Origin of the sequence: Shewanella sp. AC91-MNA-CIBAN-0169 (genome assembly GCF_040310165.1) — a bacterium.
GTDB lineage: Bacteria > Pseudomonadota > Gammaproteobacteria > Enterobacterales > Shewanellaceae > Shewanella.
This window is the reverse complement of record NZ_JBEOPM010000012.1, coordinates 13,628-33,722: the sequence shown is the minus strand read 5'-3', so window position 1 is coordinate 33,722 and position 20,095 is coordinate 13,628. Positions and strand designations below refer to the sequence as shown.

The following is a 20,095-nucleotide window of genomic DNA, read 5'->3' as shown; positions in this document are numbered from 1 at the left end:
TAAAAACCTTATAGGGTCTATTGACCAACTAAACCAAGAGCACGATTGATTAAATGGAATACAACGCTTTGTTCAACTGTACCTTGAACTAAGTGCGCACCTGGGCCTGATGTATGAATAGCCACATCTTCTCCCGCGTGAGTTTCGCTATCTAATGGCACCGTCACTTCTTGGTGATAACCAGAGGTTGTTGTATCGATTGCGGTGATGTCTTGACGGCCTGCGACAGCTGCAGCAGCATAAGATGCGTCGCCATCTGTTTCAGCACCTAAGTCTCTGAAACCAAGTCCATTGCTATAACCTAATGTAGTGTAAGGATTACCGGCTGAATCTTCGCTAGGCTCAGTCGCACCAATACCAACCACCTTACCCAAAATAGGGTTACCACGTTTTGGGTAGCCAGCAATCGTAAACACATGGCTGTGATCGGCAGTGACAATGATTAGCGTTTCTTCATCATTTGTTGCATCTAATGCCGCTTGAACGGCATTGGAAAACTCAATAGCATCATTTAGTGCTGTGCTTGCACTACCAGCATGATGACCATGGTCAATTCGGCCAGACTCAATCGTTAAGAAATAACCTTTTGGATTGTTATCAAGTATTTTAATGGCTTTTTCTGTCATTTGAGACAGGCTGGGTTCGCCTGCAATATCATTGGCTCGGTCGGCTTCGTATTGCATATGCGACTCATTGAATAAAGCAAAAACACGTTCAGTGGATTCTGTATCAATGGCATCAAATCCAGTTTGGTCAATAACGTATTGACCATTTGGATACATAGCACTCCATTCTGCGGTCAAATCGCGGCCATCGGTACGGTCACCTTCAATCGCGCTAACGGCATCGACACTATTAAATGCGGCATCTTTAGGTAAAAAATGACGACGACCACCGCCCATCACAACATCAATGCCGTCTACATCAACTCCGGTGTAACGTTGTTCTAGATTTTTTTCAAAGTTAACCAGTTGTGATGCGATATCTTCGCAATCTGCACGTTCAGCATTATTGTCAATATCCATGTCTGAGATATCTTCCCAGTTACGGTCTGCTGACTTTGCATAAGTGGCGGCTGGCGTAGCATGAGTAATACGTGCGGTCGATAACACACCCGTAGATAAGCCTTTTATTTCGGCTAACTCCAAGGCCGTGACCACTTCATTGCCTTTGACTGAGGCACAAGTACCACGAACGACGTCTTCATCAACACCCAGAACACCAGCGTCTGATTTTAAGCCGCTCATCATGGCTGTCATGGTGCCTGCTGAATCTGGTGTTTGTGCATCTACATTGTAGGTTTTAACTAAAGCTGAATAAGGAAATGTTTCAAAGCTTAAATAACCTTCTTCACCAGAATTACCGGCTAATTGCCCTTTTAAAATCCGAGCTGCGGTAAGTGTAGAAATCCCCATACCATCGCCAACAAACAAGATGACATTTTTTGCTCTTGTTGATCTTGATTGTTGTAATTTTTCAGTGATGGTTGCTTGGCCGTCTTTATACCAAGCATTATTGAGTTGTGTGTCAGTCGTTGTCGCTGCGGTTGCAGAACCTGCGTATGTTGCCGATGACAATATACTAGCGATAACCACTGATAAGCCTTGTTTGAGCATATTCATATTACCCTATGTTGTAGTTAAGTTATTTGAGAACCTGGCCATAACATAGAGGTTTACAATGAACGTTAAGTAACACTTCGGTTACAATTTGGTTACAAGAGCGTTTAGGTTTTATGTGCATATAATCAAGCTGCTGATTTTATTGTTATTTAAAGGTGACTATAGTATTGGTGTTTTGCAGAGCAATAAGTTTGCTTGGCCGCTATGCTTCTGAGTGTTTTGTATGCAATTAACCCCCAACACCATGATTAAATTAACTAATACATTAATAAACAATCATAAAACCTATCGTAATCTGAGTCTAAAGAGGTTAAGTTGATTAGCTATAAAAGAGGGGAGCATAGTTGAACTCCTACCTTGCTTATGTGTTTATTGACACAATCAATCGCAACTCTACCTTATGGCAGAATAGTTAAGTAAGATGTTATTAATTCCAACAATTAGATAAGGACTGTTTGTATGGGGGAAGTTATAAGTAATCAGATGAGGGAAGTTATGAGTGAAGTAAATAGTGAAGTTAAGAGTGACAAAATGAGTGAATCAGCATTAAACGCATTGAAAATTGCGTTTACCTATATGCCTAAATCAATTGAAGTGACTAAATATGAGTATGGTGACAGCTACCAAAAAATATTAGATCACATTGAAACCGTTAGGGAAATATTACTGATTAATGATGTTGATCCTGAAGAAGTTTATGGTGAAGTTAACCCTGAGAGTACGCCCAACTCAACCTATTGATTGAGTGTAGTGAATGTCTGTTAAGGCGTGATAAAAATGAATCACTTGCCTTTTTAAAACCTCATGGCCAGTAAACTGCTCTTGTTGCAAATGTATGCTTTTATATGTTTAATCCACCATGTCGACGTTTTTATTTGACGCTGCTACAGCGTCATTTTTACCTGAATTTTATGTCAATCAATACACTGTTAACAAGTAACATTTGGCGAGCATTCGTTACTCACTATTTTAGCTATGAATACTTAGCCAGTTGCTGTGGTGTAGGTTTTATGGAGTAAGTATGTTTTTAAAAAATGATGTAGAAAAACTTGAAGAGGGCTATATGCTAGCCAAACAGGCATTACCTGATATTGATAGATCTAGTGGTTATCCCAACTATCCAGCAGTTATCTCTAAATTTATGAGGGCTCTTTGTTGCCCTCCATGGGGAAAAATTGCTTACGATCCTCGACAAATAAAGAATATTATGTCCAACATAACCACGGCATCTGCTGATGATCTGTGTAATGTATTAATGGATGTTAATAGGGTTGAACGTTTTGGTGATGGTCAATGGGCTGTTATTTTGGAAGGAGATCTTTTTCCTTTAGTTATCTCCCGTGCATATGAACTGACAAAAACCTAAGAATCAATAAACAAGGACAAAAACAGTTGGTTTGGATTTATGTTGTTAACTCATATAATACTAACTATTAAAATGCAGGAAATTTGCTTTAGCCATTTTTGGAAAACTGTTAAATATTAAAATCTGTGGCTGAAATTGCAGTGAATGTTGGAATTAAACGCATATAACGGAGCGTTATTTACTCAAAACAGAACGTCCAGGCTTGTGTGCTGTTATTTATCAGGGGCTGATGGTTTAGGTTGAATGCTTGCAAGTGCCCCATCTAAAATAACTTCAACGGATTTTTTATAAAATGAAATCTATTTTAAAAATGTTAAGTGTTACTTTTTTGTTTTTAATGTTTTCTCTGGGCTATATACCTAAGTCTTCGGCGAATAAAGATGAAATTAATGGCAAATGGCAATTAACCGAAGTGCAGTACGAAGATGATATTTCTAACTTTTTAGACGGTGGTAATGTTGTCGTCATTGAAGATACTAGAATAATCGAAATTTTCTCAAATCAAAGTCGTAAAGCTTATAGTTATTATAGGGATAATAATATCCTTTATGTGACTTCAGGTGATGAAATTATTGAATGGAAGATACAATCATTAGATAGTTTGAATTTGCATCTAAAAACCCCAATAGGTGTTTATATATTAAAGCGCTAGAGGCTATGTTGTAGTGGTCAACTACTTTTGAACAATAGGTTGAGTTTAGCGCCTGAATAGCTTCAACTCCTTAAACTTCAGGCTGTACAAATATCCAGATATAAATCAAATCAGCTATAAAGACTGAACAATCAAAAACTACGGTCATATATGGGAAATTATCTTCTAAATAGACTAAACATCTCAGCTGAACACTGGCTAAAAATTACCACTGAGTTTGGCTCAATATCTAAAGGTGCTGTCGGGGGAAACTACCTGCTTAACAGAATATTGTGAGCATCTAGCGTGAAAGCGGCCACAAGGCTCATCAAACTGCCAACGCGGGTTGTGTGCTTAAGGCTTAATCTTTAAAACTAGAGTTCACACTGAAACAATAACCTCATTTTGTACTTGATATCAATCAAGGGTAATACCAAAGTCCCAATGAATTTGAACGTATGGATAAGCCGATAAAAGAAGTCGTTTAACGAACTTAACTCGGGGGACCGAATTCAGTTGACCAGGTCAGATGGCATTTAAAATATTGATTTTCAGGCTAAGTTTTATATTCAATTATTTGAGAACGAATACCTTGTTAAGTTGAATAGACTCAACAGAATGTAATTCTGGTGAACCACCTTGCATACCAGAGCCAGAGGCTATCCATAAAACCCCATTCATTTCGATGACACCGCTACCATGTCGACCTTGAGTTAACGCAGGGGCTTGTGACCATAACTTTGATTCAGTGTTATAAAGATGAACTTCTTCATGAGCTTTATTCGGATTGGCACTTTCTCCTCCCACCACTATAAAATTATTCTGGTAAGCGAAAGTCGCAATGCCAGCTCTAGGGATCGGCAATTCGTGTGCTGCAATTTGCCATTGATTAGTGTCAATGTTAAATATATCAAGCTTCCCTTCAACTAACTCAAATACTTTATTTTGTTTACCCAGTGTTCTTCGTCCGCCAGCAACATAAATATTATTATTGATAAGAACACCTTGAGCATGGTCACGTGAGTGAGGTGCATCATTTAAAATAGTCCAAGTGTTGGTGATAAAGTCGTATCGGTCTACCCAGTTAACATTACCATCTAGGTGACCATTAGTAATACCGCCAATAAGATAAAGCGCGTCGTTTTTAATAATTGTAACTGTGCTACCTCTTAATCTTGCTTGGGGAATAGCGGGACCTTTTTCCCATATATTTTCATTGGGGTAAAAATAATAGATATTCTGAACAGGTGTTTCAGTGGGATAACCACCCGTTAGAGCACCTGCAATAACAATTCTGTTTTTCCATACAGCTGGCTGAAAATGATGCAGTTCAATAGGCGATTGCTGTAGAGGACGCCACGTTAATAAATTTGGGTCAAATGTATCAACGGCTTTTATTCCTCTACCACCAATTAAATAGCCTTTATTCTCAAATTTAACAAAACCCGCTTCGTGTCGCACAGAGAATGATTTTGTGGTTTCTATTTCTTGCCAAGTTGTCTCTGCGGCTGCGTTGAATACAACACAAGCTGAGATAAAAGCAGTATAGAAAAGTGATGAAATTGATAGGTGTTCCATTATTATTTCTCTGTAATAGCTTTGTTAAATGTAGTAAAAAAATCAGCGACTGTTGGTGTGTTTTGAATATCTAAAATGTAGGTTATTTCAACTAAATCAGAAAAGTCTGCACCGCCACCTGAAATAGCTTTGTTATTGTAACGTCCGTTAATACCGTTATATTTTGTGCATATTTTATTAGCTTCAACCCATACTTTTGACGATATTAAGCGCTTATCTTCAAGATTTTTTGTTGAATAAGTTTGATCGTTGAAACCAGGAGTTCCGTTACCGGTTTTATTTCCATCGGTAATTCTTATATAAGTTGTTTCTTGTTTTACATAATTTAAGGCATCCACGCTGGTTTCTTGTTCATTCCAATCAGCGTGTTGAACTACAATGATTTGATCTTTCGTGAATGAGATATTGTTTTTGCTAAGAGCTTCTAATAATTCTTGGGTAAAATCGCTTTGTCCTACTTCCGCCATCCAAATATTTCCACCTAAAGATAATGTCTTGTTTATTTTTTGTATGGTTTTATCTATAGATGTTTGTCTGTAATTATGAGCATCAGTCCAATGTTGGTCGAATACCATATTAAAAAGTTCGTTAGCAGGTACATAAGCGCCAGATTGTATGCCGTAGGTTCCGCTGATAGCATAATAGTTAAGTTTTTTAAATGCTTTTGATTTCAATATTAAATCTAATGCTGCAACGGTATGCACATCATCAACATCGGTTTTTAGGTCGAAATTTAATAATAGTAAATCTTTCTCTATATCAAATTTTGGTTCAGCGCTTTGACTGTTAAATGATAACAACGTGATTAATACTATGAGTATCCCTACAAACGACTTTATCATGACCTTTCCTTTATGTTGTATATGTGACTATAACTATTTTTATTGAAATAGCACGAATTACTAAGTTATCTTTTTAGGCATTTTCTTGGTTCTTCAATTAATCAAAATCAGCATGAAGTTTTGACCAGATAAATCTTGGCAAGCTAAACCATAAAAGGATCTGTAAAGCATGGTGAATAATATTTTTCGTTATTTACTACGTAAACGTCTGACAGAATATTACCGTCTGATTCTAGTTTTGCTTTATCCATTTGGTTTCATGTATCCTGAAAATCCAATCGAAACAGTTGATAGTAATATTCAGTTGGACAGTGTTTTTCTATGATTAATTATCACAACCACTAATTGTACTTATGACTATTACTATAGTCTGTTAAAGTATCAAGATTCAACATTTTTCTAAAAATAATTATTTTTGTGTTTATTGTACAAACACTAGATGTAATTCCGTTTGTAGGTTTATATCTCACTTTGGAGGCTGAGGGATCCTCACGAATCTAATAGCATGCTTGTGGTTCCCTGATTAAATATTGCAACGTGTTTATTCCCGCTAGCCAGTGAGACTTCAGCAACCTCAAAGACTTATCTCTGTAGGCTCTTAATCCTATAGTTTATTAAAGGTGAAGACTTTAACGAATTTGAAATGAAAAACTGTGAATGATTGCATTGCCCTATATCGCCAACGCCTAGTCGATATCAGTTGGTTTATGCCCTCTTTTAATGAGCAGATTGCACGAATGGCCAACAAAGAAGATAAGTGTACTGGCGGAAGATACGGGTTGTATCATTCGAGAGGATAAGCGCAGTGCTATTAGCTCAGGTAGCCAAGACATTCTCAATAGACTTAATATTTCCGCTTAAAACGGGCTAAAAATCACCACTGAGTTTGGCTCATTATTTAAAGTTTTTTTCGAGGCATTACCAGCTTTAACAGAATATTTCGAACATCTAGAGCGAAAGCGAGCACAAGGATCATCGAACTGCCAACGCGGGTTGTGTGCTTAAGACTTAACCTTTAAAACTAGAGCTCAGACTGAAACAATAACCTCATTTTGTGCTTGATATCAACCAAGCCGCGAATGCTTTAACTCTACCGAATTGTGCATACTTTTCCATATGCCACTCAGTTTGTTGATGATTTTCGTTCAATTTTTACATTTGAATAGTCAGAAAGCTATCGCAATCAACGCTAAAAGCAGTTATGTTAATTGTCTTAAAAATGAGAGGCATAGTTTCTTGTTCAGCAAATATTGAAGAATCAATTATAAAATTCATCACAATTAAAGGATCAAATAGATGAGTGAAGTAGTAGAAAATGTTCCAACGACTAAGGAACAAGCCAAAATAGTTTACTTACTTTACATGGTAGGTTTACTGTTTGGTATTACAGGTATAATCGGTGTAGTAATGGCTTACATCAATAAAGGTGATGCCCCTGAGTGGTTAAAAACCCATTATCAGTTTCAAATTAGGACTTTTTGGATTGGTGCTATTTATATCTTCTTAGGCTCAATTTTATCCTTAGTTATCATTGGGTGGTTTGTACTCTTATTCTGGGCGGTTTGGCTAATAATTCGCTCACTCAAGGGCATGAAAGCACTTGAACTGGAAAAACCAATTGAGAACCCTACTGGTTGGTTATTTTAACAGCCTAACAACCTAACAAATAGGGATCGGCTGCGTTAAGCTGCGTCCTTATCCCAAGTGTTGAACCAGCCTTAATACTTGGGATATTACTCTTTATCCACTAAATAACAGATCAAGAATGGAAGCAAAAAAAGCCACCCGATTATTTGCAATAAAAATGGGTGGCTTGATTGATTTTTGTCAAAAAACTGTTGAACTAAGCCGCTGCGCGGAGCCTTCAATTGAGTGTATAACCCTCATTGAACCAGCCAAGCTTAAAGATGTATGAAAATACGATGAAAAGGAATTTCAATGAAAAACTTATCTACTACTCGATATCAATTGACTCGAAACTGCTCTGTAGCCCAGAGTTAGCATCAAAAAAAGCAAATTCCTATAGCATGAAGCATGCCCATTAACTTGGACTAGTCATCGGTCAAGTCCAACAAGCGATTTATGTCTTGCAAACAGCGCAACGCATAAATACTAAAACGTTATATTTTAAGGAGCGTTCAGTGAAAAAAAGTAGAGTTGGATTGGCGACGATATTGATATTGTTAATCAGTGCATGTTCATCTATCAGCGAGCCTGAAGTCAAAGACGTGATGAAAACTGAGCAAAGTAACCCTTTAAAGGTAAAAGATGCTTTAATTGCCACTTTTGTTAAAGCACCAAAACCTAAGGTTGGGACACAACAAGAAGATGTGAAAAGTTCTTTATTGTCTAATTCAGCTTTAGTTCTTCAACAAAATGAAAAACTTATTGTTGCACGGTTTTATACAAAAAATTCACAGCTGGAATCAATATATGAACATTGTGATTTAGAGTATCATTTTTCATCGTTAAAGTTTGTTCTTGGCCCATATGTTACCGGTGATTGTAGTTCAATCGTTATTAATGCAACTAAAGTAAATTAAAATATAACATATATGAGCCTCCCGCCATTCAATAGGCGAGCTTAGCTTATTTGGCTGCTTTTGCAGTCAAATTTAAATCAATCAACAAATCCATCTACTTCGTATGCTGGTTAGCAATCAATTCGTCGTGTATTTAGACATAAGAGTACTAAAGAATGGCCACTCATAATTGTTGGATCTAGCACTAAAACAATAATATTTTTTCCCGCTTAATATCAATTAAGCTGCTAGTGCTGCGTTGGGTTTACCTCATTGCTCACCATTTCCCACTATCTCTCAGTTTGTTGATGATTTGCGTTCAATTTGTACATTTGAATAGTCAGAAAGCTATCGCAATCAACGCTAAAAGCAGTTATGTTAATTGTCTTAAAATGAATGGCATAGATTTGCCTTGTTGCAAAAGGAAGATTCGAAATGAATGATGTTGCATTAGAAGAAAAACAACATTTTGTTAAAAAACTATTTTCCGGTAGTTTTAGATTAGTTGATGTCTTTTGGGCTGGATTCGTTTTAATAAGTGTAATTATTAGTTTAATTGTTTCAAAATTAACAACGGTAGAGTCGCTAATTATCGGAGATTGTTTAAAGTCCGTTTATTTTATCTTGATTAGTATTGCAGTCTGGAAGTCTGCGAGTACATATCAAGGGAAAAAAATATGGTCAGTTTTAGCTAAAATTTGTTCAATACTAACCATTTCTGGCAGTATTTTTGCTCTTGGTTCGTGGGTTATGTATGTTTCTTCAAACTAGCAACATAATTTGGTGTTGAACTAAGCTGTTGCGCGGAGCAAAATGATACTTCAATGGATTGAACTACAGTTATTGAATCAACTAGATTTAGAAAAGATGTGATGGAACACCACAATGGCAAGGTGATTTCAATGAAATACGTACAAATCAAGCCTTGTAATCAATTCAAAATTGCTCTTCAGCCCAGAGCCGATGTCAAAAAAGAAAACTCCTTTAGTATAAAACTTATCAGTTAACCTTGACTCGGCATAGGGCAAGTCTACCAAGCTGTTTGCGGCATGCAAAGTGCACATCGCACAAATGCTAAAACGTTATGTGCCAAAGAGAGGCTCAAGCTTTGCGTAATTATTACATCGTCTTATTCTTTATCGCTTCTTTATTTGGATGTGGACAAAAAGCTGAATCAACTTCGGAACAGGTTGAGAGAAATATTGTTCAAAGCTTGAAAGTTGGAGATGATGCTAAAGCTATTGAGAATTATCTTAACTCCCAAAATATCTCTTTCACTTATGACAAATACACCAATAGATTTCAGGGCATAATTCGAGATGAAAGCTTAAGCTTACATGCTATTACTATTTCAATTGTATTGGATAATAAGCAGAGGTATATCAACGTTGAAGTTAATGATAGCTACACTAGCTTGTAAGGAGCATAACAAATTACCTAAGTTAGTCACAAAAAGCCAAATCGAAGATAATAAAATGATAGATGCCGATGAGTTAGCGAGTATCCAAAACATGGATGTTTTGGCTAAGCTCACATGGAAGCTGATTTTGAAAATCAACCGCCAGCGTCTCGCTTAATCATCGGCACTATGAGTTTCCCGTTGTCATCAATATTATGTCGTCATTATCTGTTTGTTATTGAGCACTTGCTTACCCTGAAATAGCGCTCACTACTATCTTTATAATCAGCTCCGCAAGCAGCTCTACAATAAGCCACACAATCACCCCCACAATCTCCAAGCTAGCCCCGATGCGCGTGATGTGGCTTGTTTGCTGGCTTTTTCAAATATCATATTCGTGCCTAAACAATAAAAATGGTTTTTAGCGCGGGTGATGGCGGTGTAAAGCAGTTCTTTACTGAGTAGCTGCCATTGGGCGGAGCTGGGTTTATGTGGCAATACAAAGCTGACTTTATCAAACTCGCTGCCTTGGCTTTTGTGTACTGTCATGGCGTAGCAAGTGTCGTGGCTGGGTAAGCGTGCGGGTAATACTTTAAGCAGGCTGCCATCGGCCATAACAAAATGGGCCATTAAGCGACTTGGCTTAGTGCTGTCTTGCAAGATTAAACCAATGTCGCCATTAAATAAGCCTAAGTTGTAATCGTTACTTTGAATAATGATTGGTCGGCCTAAATAGAACTCATTTTGAGGATTAATCAGTTTGGCGTGTTTAAGGCTGTCGGTGATGGCGATATTCATGCCCTCAACCCCAAATTCACCTGCTCGCATGGCACACAAGACTCGATATTGGTTAAAGCTGTCGATGATGGTTTGTTCAGAATGCGGCAATGTTATGGCGCAGTCCTGTCGATCCGCTTGATCGATAATGGCCTGTTGATTTATCCTTTGCTGATTTTCCTGTACCAAACTTAGATACTCACCATAAGCCTGTACCGATAATGCCAATAACGCTTGTTTACCTGTGTTATCTCCCTGGGCATTATGCTGATGTTCAAACCAATTCAATTCGGCATGATCATGTTGCCATACTTGACGAATCGCATGCACATTTGATTGATTAACCGCATTGGCTAATAACCCAATACCTGCATCACCTTTAAAACGATGGCTGTGCATCAACATACACAAACTGTCACCAATTTTAGGCTGTTGATGAATAAACTGACTGACATCTTGTTGGGTTAATTGCTCAATGAGCTTTGCCTGTGCTGCGCTGTAACGCATTGACCATGGCGATGCCTCATGCTGATTAGCTTGTTTTAAGCCAACACAAATATCCGCCAGCACTGCGCCAGCTTCTACTGATGCGAGTTGATCTTGGTCGCCTAACAATATCAAACGGCCATGAGACGGCAGGGCGCTGAGTAATTTATACATCATGGGTAAGTCGACCATCGATGCTTCATCAACCACCAGTAAATCTAAGCGCAACGGATTATCCTGATGATGCCTAAATTGATACGAGTTTGGGATAACCCCCAATAATCGATGCAATGTTGAGGCTTCTTCAGGTATTTGTTTTAGCGAATCAGTTAATACTTTCGCCAATGCAGGGTCGCTCACTTGGGTTAGCTGTTGCAGTAAACGATGTTTAGACGCCTTGATCGATTCACTCAGCCTTGCTGCAGCTTTACCTGTGGGCGCGACTAAACGGATGGTTAGCGGCGATTGGGTTAACAGTAACAATAATAGTTTAGTTACTGTGGTGGTTTTACCGGTTCCTGGGCCGCCGGTGATCACCGCTAATGCTTTGGCCAACGCTGTTGCAGTGGCTATTTTTTGCCAGTTAAACGGGCTGCTATTGCTGTCTTCTGCGGTAAATAAACATTCAATGAGTTGCGGCAGATTACTGTTAGCTAGGTCGATTTCAATCTGTTGATTGGCTAATTGGGTCAACTTAGCCGCCACTTGAGTTTCAAAGAAGTGGTACTTATTTAAATATAAGCGTCCATGTTCAAAAATCATCGGTTTATTGTCACCAGGCTGGCCGACGGCATCAAATAGCGCGATTTGTTCAATTAATTGTTGATGGTTAAGCTCAATCCGACAATTGATTTCAGCGTTGCCGCGGTTGTCTTCTGCCATGGGATTGGCTAAATCAATTTGCTCGATGACTAAACAACTGTGCTGATTCGACAATTGCTGGCTAAGCATGGCGCAAACAAGCAAGAACAGTTGCGGCTGTTGTTCGCTTATTGCGGGATCGTTATTGATGGTTTCAATACTGGCCAGCTCTAAAGCAAAATGACGATCGAGTGCTGTAATGAGCCGCTGTTCTTGCCAAAGGTGCAATAACTCAGTGATTGGATGGGTGAGTATTAGCATGATGACGTCTCCGGCGCACGATTGTCTGTATTACCTGAAAATAAGCGGTCGAGTTGTTCGATTAATGCTTGCGGTGGTTTGTCATAAAACACCCCCGCGCCAGGATGCTCAGGATGCATGCCGCGTAAAAACAGGTAATAGCAGCCGCCAATATGTTGCTGATAATTGTAGTTTGGTAATCTAAGCGATAAGTAACGATGCAACGCCAAGGTATACAAGATGTATTGTAAATTATAGCGATGAGCATCAATGGCTTTAGCCATGGCTGAGCGAGTGTAGTCGCTATAGTTATCGCCCAAATGGTTAGACTTATAATCGGCAATATAAAATTGGCCCTGGTGCTCAAAGGTTAAATCGATAAAGCCTTTTAACATGCCTTTTAAGGTATCAAAGTCGAGTCCGGCGACATAACCGTGCTGCTGCAAAATATGATTTAATTGCGATGCTTGTAAGGTTGAAATAGGCAAGTAAAACTCCATTTCGACCATTTTTTGCTTCATGCCTAATTGGCTTAATATCAGTGATGTGTCCTCTGACGATGGCTTGATAAACAGCGGCGCGGCCAATATTTGCTGATACCAGTCCATTAGCGGTTGTTGCCATAGGGCTTCGTCAAACCCATATTGTTTCATGGCTTTTGTTAGCGCAGGCGTCAGTTCAGTATCTGCTTGGGTAAAATCAAACAGTTCTAACACTAAATGCATAAAACTACCGGCATTGGCACCGCGCTCGAAGGTAAAGCGATCAAGTACGGGTTCGCTGGTGAGTTCATCTTGTAACTGTAATTGGATTAACTCATCGGTGAAGTCTTCATCGTCGGCACCGGGTGCGACTCTCTCGTGAGGCAGATGTTTCACCAAGCCAGAATAACTGCCCACTCGCCACGCAAGGCTCTGTACTCGAGTGACTTTTTTGGCCGCTAGAATGTCATTATTGTCGTTAATATCGGCGAGCACTGAATCGTCAACATCATTACTTAAACATTCCACACTCATCGCTGGTAAGGTGGCAATGGCATTCACTTTGGCTTGAATAAGAGCAAAGTCGGTTTTCTTGTCGGTAATACCCAACAGATAACCGATACCTGTTTCATGCAATTGACTGCTGATCCCCGCCTTTAATTGGCGGCTTTGGTTGGCAATATACAAATAACACACGTAAACCGGCCGTGTTAACGCCACATACAATAAGCGTAAATCTTCCGCGAGGGTTTCTTGTTTGAGTTGTTCCCAGCCTTCGTCGGTGGCGTCGATATCCCAAATGAGCTGCTCATTTTTATGGTACATCATCGGCGCAGGGCGTTTTTTATTGCCGCGGGCTAAGCTGACAAACGGCACAAAACAGACCGGATATTCTAAGCCCTTACTTTTATGAATAGTGACAATTTGCACCAAGTTCTGTTCGCTTTCTAAGCGCAATTGCTGCTCATCACCGCCATTGTTACCAATCAGTTGTTGTTCGTACCAATTGATAAGGGCGCTGCTACCATCTAGCTCAGTGGCCTTTTGCTGCAGTAATTCGGCTAAATGCCTAAAGTCGGTTAAGCGTCTTTCTCCTGAGGCTTTAAGATCTGCTGCGTTGTCGTCATCAGCATCATTAAAGCTGTTGTCACTATTGCTGCTATAACTGTTGTCATTATTGCTGCTATCACGGTGAGCATTAGCGTTATGTTTATCAACACTATTGATGTCAGCCGTGACAGATTGCGACAGATAACGATGGATCAGTTTAGTTTCGCTGGCAAAGTTAAGCAGCGCAGGCATAACGCCGCGTTGTTGCCACAACTGATGCCAATGAGTGAATTGATCTAATACCTGCTGACGTTGTTCTTCATCTTGGTTAAATTGATGGATCCGCTGGGCATTAAAACCAACAAGCTCAGTGGCCAGCGCGGCGCGGATAGCACGTTCATTTTTAGGCGTGGCTAAGGCATACAATAAAATAGCCATTTCACGGGCTTCAATGGTGTTAAATACACTGTCTCGGCTTAAAAATACCGCACCAATTTTACGTGCTGATAATTCCGCTTTCATCACGGCCGCTTCGTTACGGTCGCGCACCAATATGGCAATGTCTTTGGCAATGAGCGGTTTAGCTTCCTGTTCAAGGCTGGTATTAACTCGGCATAATCCCTGTTGCGCTTCGGTGAGTAAGCGCTTTATTTCACTGGCAGCATCAGCTGCTAGGCGTTGTCTTGCGGTAGTTTTGTTTAAGCCATTTACATCGTCTTCGGCTAATAAGCGGATCCGCAACGCCGCTGGATTGGTTGTGGCTTCACTCAGGTGTTTATTGGCTGCCGATGATGGGGTTTTAACAATATCATAGGGGATAGCTTGGCTAATAAACGGGTCTTGGTGTTGGCTGAAAAGCTGATTAACACCATTGACCAATTGAGTCGATGAGCGGTAATTGGTGTCAAGATTATAATGGGCCTGTGTTTGTTGGCGCGCGGCAATATAAGTGTAAATATCGGCGCCACGGAAAGCATAAATAGCCTGCTTAGGATCGCCAATCATTAATAAACTTAAGCGCCCCTTGTTAGCATCATCATCGTTGTTGTCATTACCAATGTCGTCATTACTTTTACTGTCATCATTTTGGCTGTGCACAGTGGTATCAGCGGCTAAGTCCAGCTGTGATGCTAACGGCTGTTGATACACCTGATTTAAAATGGTGAATTGCAGTGGATCGGTGTCTTGGAACTCATCAATTAATGCGACCGGAAAACGCTTAGCAATAGCATGGGCTAGGGTGATTGGATTTTGGCTGAGCGCCATGGCTAAGCTGAGCAATAGGTCATCGGGTGTCATTAAATTGCGTTGCTGTTTTTGGCCAGCAAAGCGTTGGCGAATTCCCTCACGGGCGCGCACTAAAAATGACGGAATAAGCTGATTAATCAACTCAAGTAAGCGCTCAATATGCTCAAGTAACGGCGCTTCAGCAGCACTGGGGATAACGCCCCCTTTATTGAGTTTAAGCTCTGATAATGCCAATTGCTCCAGCGCTTTTATTGGCGGTAATCCTTGACCGAATTTCACCCAGTTACTAATGCTATCAAACAGTTGGCTAAGTTTAGGGTAGCCGTCGGCGCCTTTACCAAATCGTTGACCGTTTAATGGCAGCGATTGCAATAATTCAAGGGTGCTGTCGTGCAGGCTTTGCCACAATAAGGTAAAGCGGCTGATACTTTGGCTTAGCTGTTGTTGCAGGGTTTCAAAGGCCAGAGGCTGCTTTGACAACACCGCTTGGCTTGCACCTAATAACGGTCGCAGCTTTTGCGCTAACACGTCAGGTTCGGCAAACACATCACTAATGGCTTGGGCTAAAAAGGGCGGTAATGGATAACAGACTTCACGCCAGAAATCGCGCACTGCATGGTGTAAAAACTCACTGTCGTCGAGGGTAAATTCGGACTCAAATAGCAATGACGACTCAAATGCCATGTCTGACAACACGCGTTGGCAAAAGGCGTGAATAGTAAAAATGGCCGCTTCATCTAACGACTTTAACGCTAAGTCTAAGCGTCTTAACGCAATAGGACGTTCATCTTCCGAGATGTCTTGGTAAAGCTGTTCAATAAACTCATCGTTTACGGCTAAACCTAAAAAGCGTTTAAACGCTAAGTTAATCCGTTTACGAATTCGGTCTCTGAGTTCTTCGGTGGCGGCGTTGGTGAAGGTTACCACCAAAATTTGCTCACAACTTAACGGTGCTTTACCACCATGGCCTAACAATAAACGTAAATACAAACCGGAAATAGTATAGGTTTTCCCTGTACCAGCACTGGCTTCAATTAAGCTGGAACCGCTAAAAGGTAAGGTGAGGGCATTAAGCGGTGTCACGGTAATAGCGTCCATTAATGCGCTCCTAGTTTAGCTGCGTTGGCGATGAGTTGCGCTTGAATATCGACCGCGGTGCCACTGACAAAAGTGTCTAATTCTGCCAATTTATCTTTGTGATACTGGCTTAACATGGGTTGCAGCAAATGGATGGCTAATGCCCCAAACCGAGCTTCGCTAAAGTCTTCTGGGAAATGGAATAAACGCTGGTTATGTGGATCGTGCCCTTCGCCGAATTGGTTTTGGCCGTCATCCCATTTTTGCTGGGCTTTAAGCAGCTTTTCTTCATGGTCGCCATCGGTTTCAACATAGGCGAAAGCCGTTTTAGGCATAAAGCACAAGGGTTGAGTTTGCCCCTGAATAAAACCACTGATAAAGCGCATGAGTTGTGCCTGCGCTTGTTCAGCAGTAATAGGCGAAAATGCATGAAAATGGCCAATGTCGAGTAAGTAACTGAATTGATTTTTACCCATGCCCGAGGTGGACGAATTGGCCATGGCGTTGATGCATAAATGACGTAAGTACACCCGAATAAAATCTCGTCCGTGGGCAGTGCCGGGGCGGTAATTGACTAAGCCTTTAGGCAGAATGTCGTCAATACGGCCGACAAGATTGACTCGCACGGTGGACGAATGGGTTGTATCTGCTTGTTCTGGTAAACCCTGCACAGATAGAGCATGCGCTGGAAAATCCTGCATCGGTAAATCAAAGTTAAGATCAACATTCAGCGTGTGCATGGTTTGTTGGTCTTGTAAAAACTGCACCCGATTAATCAACGGCGATATATCGCGTAAATATTGATTAATTAACAAGTTGTCGAACGGCGCCATTGGCAATTCACCGCTGGTTTTGAGTTTGCTGAGTAATTCGAGATCTGGGCTGTCGAGTTGATGTTCAATAGCATTGTCGAGCATGCGTGATTGCAATAAATAACGCTCGAGTGCATTTAAGCTAAACGGTTCGTCATTGTCATCGGCTTGAATATCCAGTGATAAATCGACTTTTAAACTGCGGTTGAAAAAGAATTGCGCTGGATTACGATAAAAACGGATTAATGCCGACAATTCGAGTTCGACCACTTTAATGCCTTCGCTATTAATATGAGTATGGGCAAACACTTCATCCGCCTGTTCAGCCGACAAGGGTAATGCTTGCTCAAAAAAGTGATTGTTAATGGTCGCATTGGCTGGTGGCGGGCACCATTGGGCATTATAACTGTGTTGCAGCTTAGTCACGGTATGCGCAGATTGTGGTGTTTCTCGAAATAGTTTAGCGTCAAAAGGCTGCAAAGGTTGTGCTTGAATAAGCTGTGCCAGTACGGTTTTATCGGCATCATCAAGGTTGATTTCGGCTTGTTGTTCAAGCTGTTGCTGTAAGGATTGCGGTAGGTAGCTGAGTTGGCAATACTCGACCAATTCAGACACTAGCATTGAGGCAATGCGCTCAGCATTATCGCGCTCACTGTGGCCAATATAACTGATGTAAAGTTGTTCCCTGGCCGACAGTAATGCTTCTAAAAATAAGTAGCGGTCGTCTAATCGACGCGAGCGATCGCCTTTTTTAGGGCCAAAATGCGCCATTAAATCAAACCCGACAGGATGTTGAACTCGCGGGTAAACGCCGTCATTCATTCCCAGCAAGCACACCACTTTAAAGGGGATTGAGCGCATTGGCATTAAGGTACAAAAATTCACACTACCAGCAAGGTAAAGCTGGCCGACCCGAGATTCAGTTAAGCGCTGATTAAACCACTGCTTTAGGACTTCAATATCGACTTGGCCTTGATGACCGGCGCTTTCAAGCTCAGTGTCTAGGGTAACTAATGCATCTCGAATGGCTTGAATTTGTTCACGCTCATCATCTGTGGTGTCGTAGTAATCGGCGAGTAGCTGTTGTAATTGTTTAAGGCGCTCTGCGGTGCTGTAGTCATTGGCAAATAAGTTAAAATAAGTGTCGATGGTTTCTAAAAAGTTGAGCAACTTACCTAATGCCTGCGATGATTGACCTTCAATGCCTTGTACCATTAAAGTATCGCGATAAATATCGGCATCGTCGTTAAAAGCGTAGCCTAGGATTAAACGCTTAATACCAAATGCCCATGAGTTTTGCGTAAAAGGCTGCACACCTAGTTGGCTACGAGTTTGCTCACTGCGGCCCCAACGGACATTCGCATCGTCTAGCCAGCGGCGGATTAATGACAATTCGTCATCATCGAGTTGGAAGCGACGCAAAATAGCAGGCACTTCTAAAATACCGATAATATCAGTGAGGCCAAAGCGACTTTGATTGATATTTAGCAGGCTTAAAAAACTATTAATCAGCGGCGACTCTTGCGCTGCGCCCCTGTCGGCAATGGCGTAGGGAATGTAGTAATCGCCTTTTTGCGGATTTTTGTCGGCAAAATACTGACTGTTGGCGGTGCCAAATACCGCATCAATATACGGAGCATACGCCGCAACATCGGGCATCATGATCACGATGTCTTTAGGGCTTAAGTCGCTGTTGCTTGATAACAATTCTAAAAGGTGATCATGTAAGGTTTCAACTTCGCGCAGGGCACTGTGGCAACTGCGTAAGGTAATTGAGTCATCACTTGGCAATAAGGTGCGGCGGGCATGAATGTCTTGATACAAACTGGCGTTTGGCCCTAATGGCTGGCCGAGTGTTTCCATTTGTAAGATATCGTATTGCACCCCGTGCAGCAGATTATTCGGCTCAGGCTCAACATAACAGTCGTAACCAAAGTCGGTGTGTTCTGGCGGCAGAGACAGTAATAAATCCAGCAGTTCGCGGCCCATTTGACCATTATTGGCCAGTATAGGGTTACCCACTTCGAGCTTGTCTTCCCAGTCTTGGTCGAGTTGTTTTTTATTGGCATATTGCAGTGCCATGCGGGCGCGGGTTTTCGGCTCAATAATATCGCCCCAATAATGCTGGCAAGGGCTGAGAGATAACATAATGACATCAATTCGACTGGCTAAATGGTACAGCACATCGAGGGTTTGTGGCGGCATGGATGAAATACCAAACACGTATAACCGCGCGGGCAACATCGATAAATCGGTATCTGGATTAGCCAGGGTTGCAATTAAATCGGCATGTAAATTGGCGCGATGATAATGGCTGGCGTGCAAATGATGTTGGTTATAATCGATTAATGCTCGCCACAGGATCGGTTGCCATAGCTGGTTTTCATCTAACGCCAAGCGGTTGTCTAGGCTCGATAATGGCTGGTTTTGCTCCCACGCTAAAATCCACTCAGGGCGATAGACTAAGTATTGGTCAAAAATATCGGCAATGCGGCCACACAGTTGAAATAGTTTAATTGCGTCATGTGACTGATTGAGCTGCAATATGGCGTGGGTGTTTGCTGTATTAGTATTAGTATTAGTATTAGTATCGGTATCAGTTTCAGTATTTGCGTTTACATCTGTATCAAGAACATCGGTATCAGCGATATCAGTTGTGGTATCAACTTGAGGCGATAAGTACTGTTTGAGTGGGCTAAAGTCAGGGTTATCTAACAGACTTGGTAATAAGTCCATTAATTTCCACGTCATCGCCGCTTTGGTAAAGGCGTTATCTTTGGGTACATCGGGCAGTAAATCATGGCATAACTGCCAGGTAAAACTCGAGGGTAACGGGAACGATAATGCGGCGGCGATACCATTGTGTTTAGCGATTTCTAAACGCAGCCAAGTCGACATCCCCGGGCTTTGAACTAACACATGCTCACTGGCTAATAAACTAACGTTATCTAAACGAATAGCCAACAGTTTGGCCAGTTGTTCAGATAACACTTCCATCTGATTAGATTGAATTAAAGTAAGCATGGGCGACCCGCTAATTTGAGATTAATTCATTCTATGGACTCTGCCTTAAATCATCAATCAAAACCGTTAATAATCAGG

Annotated in this window: 13 protein-coding genes; 7 read left to right on the top strand and 6 right to left on the bottom strand. The window is 41.0% G+C overall.

The features are described from left to right. Positions 1–17: 17 nt before the first annotated feature. On the bottom strand, positions 18–1,622 hold the full coding sequence (locus AAEY98_RS11740; protein WP_351017083.1) for an alkaline phosphatase: 1,605 nt from the start codon (positions 1,620–1,622) through the stop codon (positions 18–20). A 495-nt stretch (positions 1,623–2,117) separates the two neighbouring features. Here AAEY98_RS11740 and AAEY98_RS11735 point away from each other — a divergent pair, with 495 nt between their 5' ends. The 3 genes from AAEY98_RS11735 (at position 2,118) to AAEY98_RS11725 (ending at position 3,640) form a co-directional block, all read left to right on the top strand. Next, positions 2,118–2,363 (top strand): penicillin-binding protein, encoded by a 246-nt coding sequence (locus tag AAEY98_RS11735; RefSeq protein WP_182771100.1) that lies wholly within the window; start codon positions 2,118–2,120, stop codon positions 2,361–2,363. Positions 2,364–2,643: 280 nt separating this feature from the next. Continuing rightward, the gene (locus AAEY98_RS11730; RefSeq protein WP_351017080.1) at positions 2,644–2,988 is read left to right on the top strand and encodes a hypothetical protein; all 345 of its coding nucleotides are present in this window, start codon (positions 2,644–2,646) and stop codon (positions 2,986–2,988) included. A 292-nt stretch (positions 2,989–3,280) separates the two neighbouring features. Then, positions 3,281–3,640, top strand: coding sequence for a hypothetical protein (locus AAEY98_RS11725; protein ID WP_351017077.1), 360 nt, complete (start codon positions 3,281–3,283; stop codon positions 3,638–3,640). 552 nt (positions 3,641–4,192) lie between these two features. Here the strand turns inward: AAEY98_RS11725 and AAEY98_RS11720 are convergent. After that, a complete protein-coding gene (locus AAEY98_RS11720) occupies positions 4,193–5,197 on the bottom strand; it encodes a Kelch repeat-containing protein (RefSeq protein ID WP_351017074.1) in 1,005 nt (334 codons plus the stop codon). 2 nt (positions 5,198–5,199) lie between these two features. After that, positions 5,200–6,039: a hypothetical protein gene (locus AAEY98_RS11715; RefSeq protein WP_351017071.1), complete on the bottom strand. Its 840-nt coding sequence runs from the start codon at positions 6,037–6,039 to the stop codon at positions 5,200–5,202. 1,296 nt (positions 6,040–7,335) lie between these two features. Between AAEY98_RS11715 and AAEY98_RS11705 the strand changes: the two genes are divergently transcribed. The 4 genes from AAEY98_RS11705 (at position 7,336) to AAEY98_RS11690 (ending at position 9,981) form a co-directional block, all read left to right on the top strand. After that, positions 7,336–7,686, top strand: a complete 351-nt coding sequence (locus AAEY98_RS11705) for a DUF4870 family protein (RefSeq protein WP_162022753.1) — start codon at positions 7,336–7,338, stop codon at positions 7,684–7,686. A gap of 494 nt (positions 7,687–8,180) precedes the next feature. Next, the gene (locus AAEY98_RS11700) at positions 8,181–8,582 is read left to right on the top strand and encodes a hypothetical protein (RefSeq protein ID WP_351017069.1); all 402 of its coding nucleotides are present in this window, start codon (positions 8,181–8,183) and stop codon (positions 8,580–8,582) included. A 414-nt stretch (positions 8,583–8,996) separates the two neighbouring features. Further along, positions 8,997–9,332 carry a hypothetical protein gene (locus AAEY98_RS11695; RefSeq protein ID WP_351017067.1) on the top strand — a complete coding sequence of 112 codons (336 nt, stop codon included), beginning with the start codon at positions 8,997–8,999 and terminating at the stop codon, positions 9,330–9,332. A 313-nt stretch (positions 9,333–9,645) separates the two neighbouring features. Then, positions 9,646–9,981 (top strand): hypothetical protein, encoded by a 336-nt coding sequence (locus tag AAEY98_RS11690; RefSeq protein ID WP_182771104.1) that lies wholly within the window; start codon positions 9,646–9,648, stop codon positions 9,979–9,981. Positions 9,982–10,281: 300 nt separating this feature from the next. On the opposite strand, the gene recD is transcribed toward AAEY98_RS11690, so the two are convergent. Genes recD through recC form a run of 3 tightly spaced genes read right to left on the bottom strand, consistent with a single transcriptional unit; the run spans position 10,282 to position 20,017 of the window. Then, positions 10,282–12,345, bottom strand: coding sequence for an exodeoxyribonuclease V subunit alpha (gene recD, locus AAEY98_RS11685; RefSeq protein WP_351017064.1), 2,064 nt, complete (start codon positions 12,343–12,345; stop codon positions 10,282–10,284). Continuing rightward, complete coding sequence (locus AAEY98_RS11680) at positions 12,339–16,202, bottom strand: UvrD-helicase domain-containing protein (protein ID WP_351017061.1); 3,864 nt, start codon at positions 16,200–16,202, stop codon at positions 12,339–12,341. Before AAEY98_RS11680 ends, recD begins: the two co-directional genes overlap by 7 nt. Then, the gene (recC, locus tag AAEY98_RS11675) at positions 16,202–20,017 is read right to left on the bottom strand and encodes an exodeoxyribonuclease V subunit gamma (protein WP_351017058.1); all 3,816 of its coding nucleotides are present in this window, start codon (positions 20,015–20,017) and stop codon (positions 16,202–16,204) included. The genes AAEY98_RS11680 and recC overlap by 1 nt, the downstream gene beginning before the upstream one ends. Positions 20,018–20,095 lie beyond the last annotated feature (78 nt).

What these genes read in the sequence shown, in the direction of transcription:
- AAEY98_RS11740 (WP_351017083.1), bottom strand. Translation starts at nt 1,622, where the DNA reads ATGAATATGCTCAAACAAGGCTTATCAGTGGTTATCGCTAGTATATTG.
- recC (WP_351017058.1), bottom strand. Translation starts at nt 20,017, where the DNA reads ATGCTTACTTTAATTCAATCTAATCAGATGGAAGTGTTATCTGAACAA.
- recD (WP_351017064.1), bottom strand. Translation starts at nt 12,345, where the DNA reads ATGCTAATACTCACCCATCCAATCACTGAGTTATTGCACCTTTGGCAA.
- AAEY98_RS11735 (WP_182771100.1), top strand. Translation starts at nt 2,118, where the DNA reads ATGAGTGAAGTAAATAGTGAAGTTAAGAGTGACAAAATGAGTGAATCA.
- AAEY98_RS11705 (WP_162022753.1), top strand. Translation starts at nt 7,336, where the DNA reads ATGAGTGAAGTAGTAGAAAATGTTCCAACGACTAAGGAACAAGCCAAA.
- AAEY98_RS11730 (WP_351017080.1), top strand. Translation starts at nt 2,644, where the DNA reads ATGTTTTTAAAAAATGATGTAGAAAAACTTGAAGAGGGCTATATGCTA.
- AAEY98_RS11695 (WP_351017067.1), top strand. Translation starts at nt 8,997, where the DNA reads ATGAATGATGTTGCATTAGAAGAAAAACAACATTTTGTTAAAAAACTA.
- AAEY98_RS11725 (WP_351017077.1), top strand. Translation starts at nt 3,281, where the DNA reads ATGAAATCTATTTTAAAAATGTTAAGTGTTACTTTTTTGTTTTTAATG.
- AAEY98_RS11715 (WP_351017071.1), bottom strand. Translation starts at nt 6,039, where the DNA reads ATGATAAAGTCGTTTGTAGGGATACTCATAGTATTAATCACGTTGTTA.
- AAEY98_RS11690 (WP_182771104.1), top strand. Translation starts at nt 9,646, where the DNA reads ATGTGCCAAAGAGAGGCTCAAGCTTTGCGTAATTATTACATCGTCTTA.
- AAEY98_RS11680 (WP_351017061.1), bottom strand. Translation starts at nt 16,202, where the DNA reads ATGGACGCTATTACCGTGACACCGCTTAATGCCCTCACCTTACCTTTT.
- AAEY98_RS11720 (WP_351017074.1), bottom strand. Translation starts at nt 5,197, where the DNA reads ATGGAACACCTATCAATTTCATCACTTTTCTATACTGCTTTTATCTCA.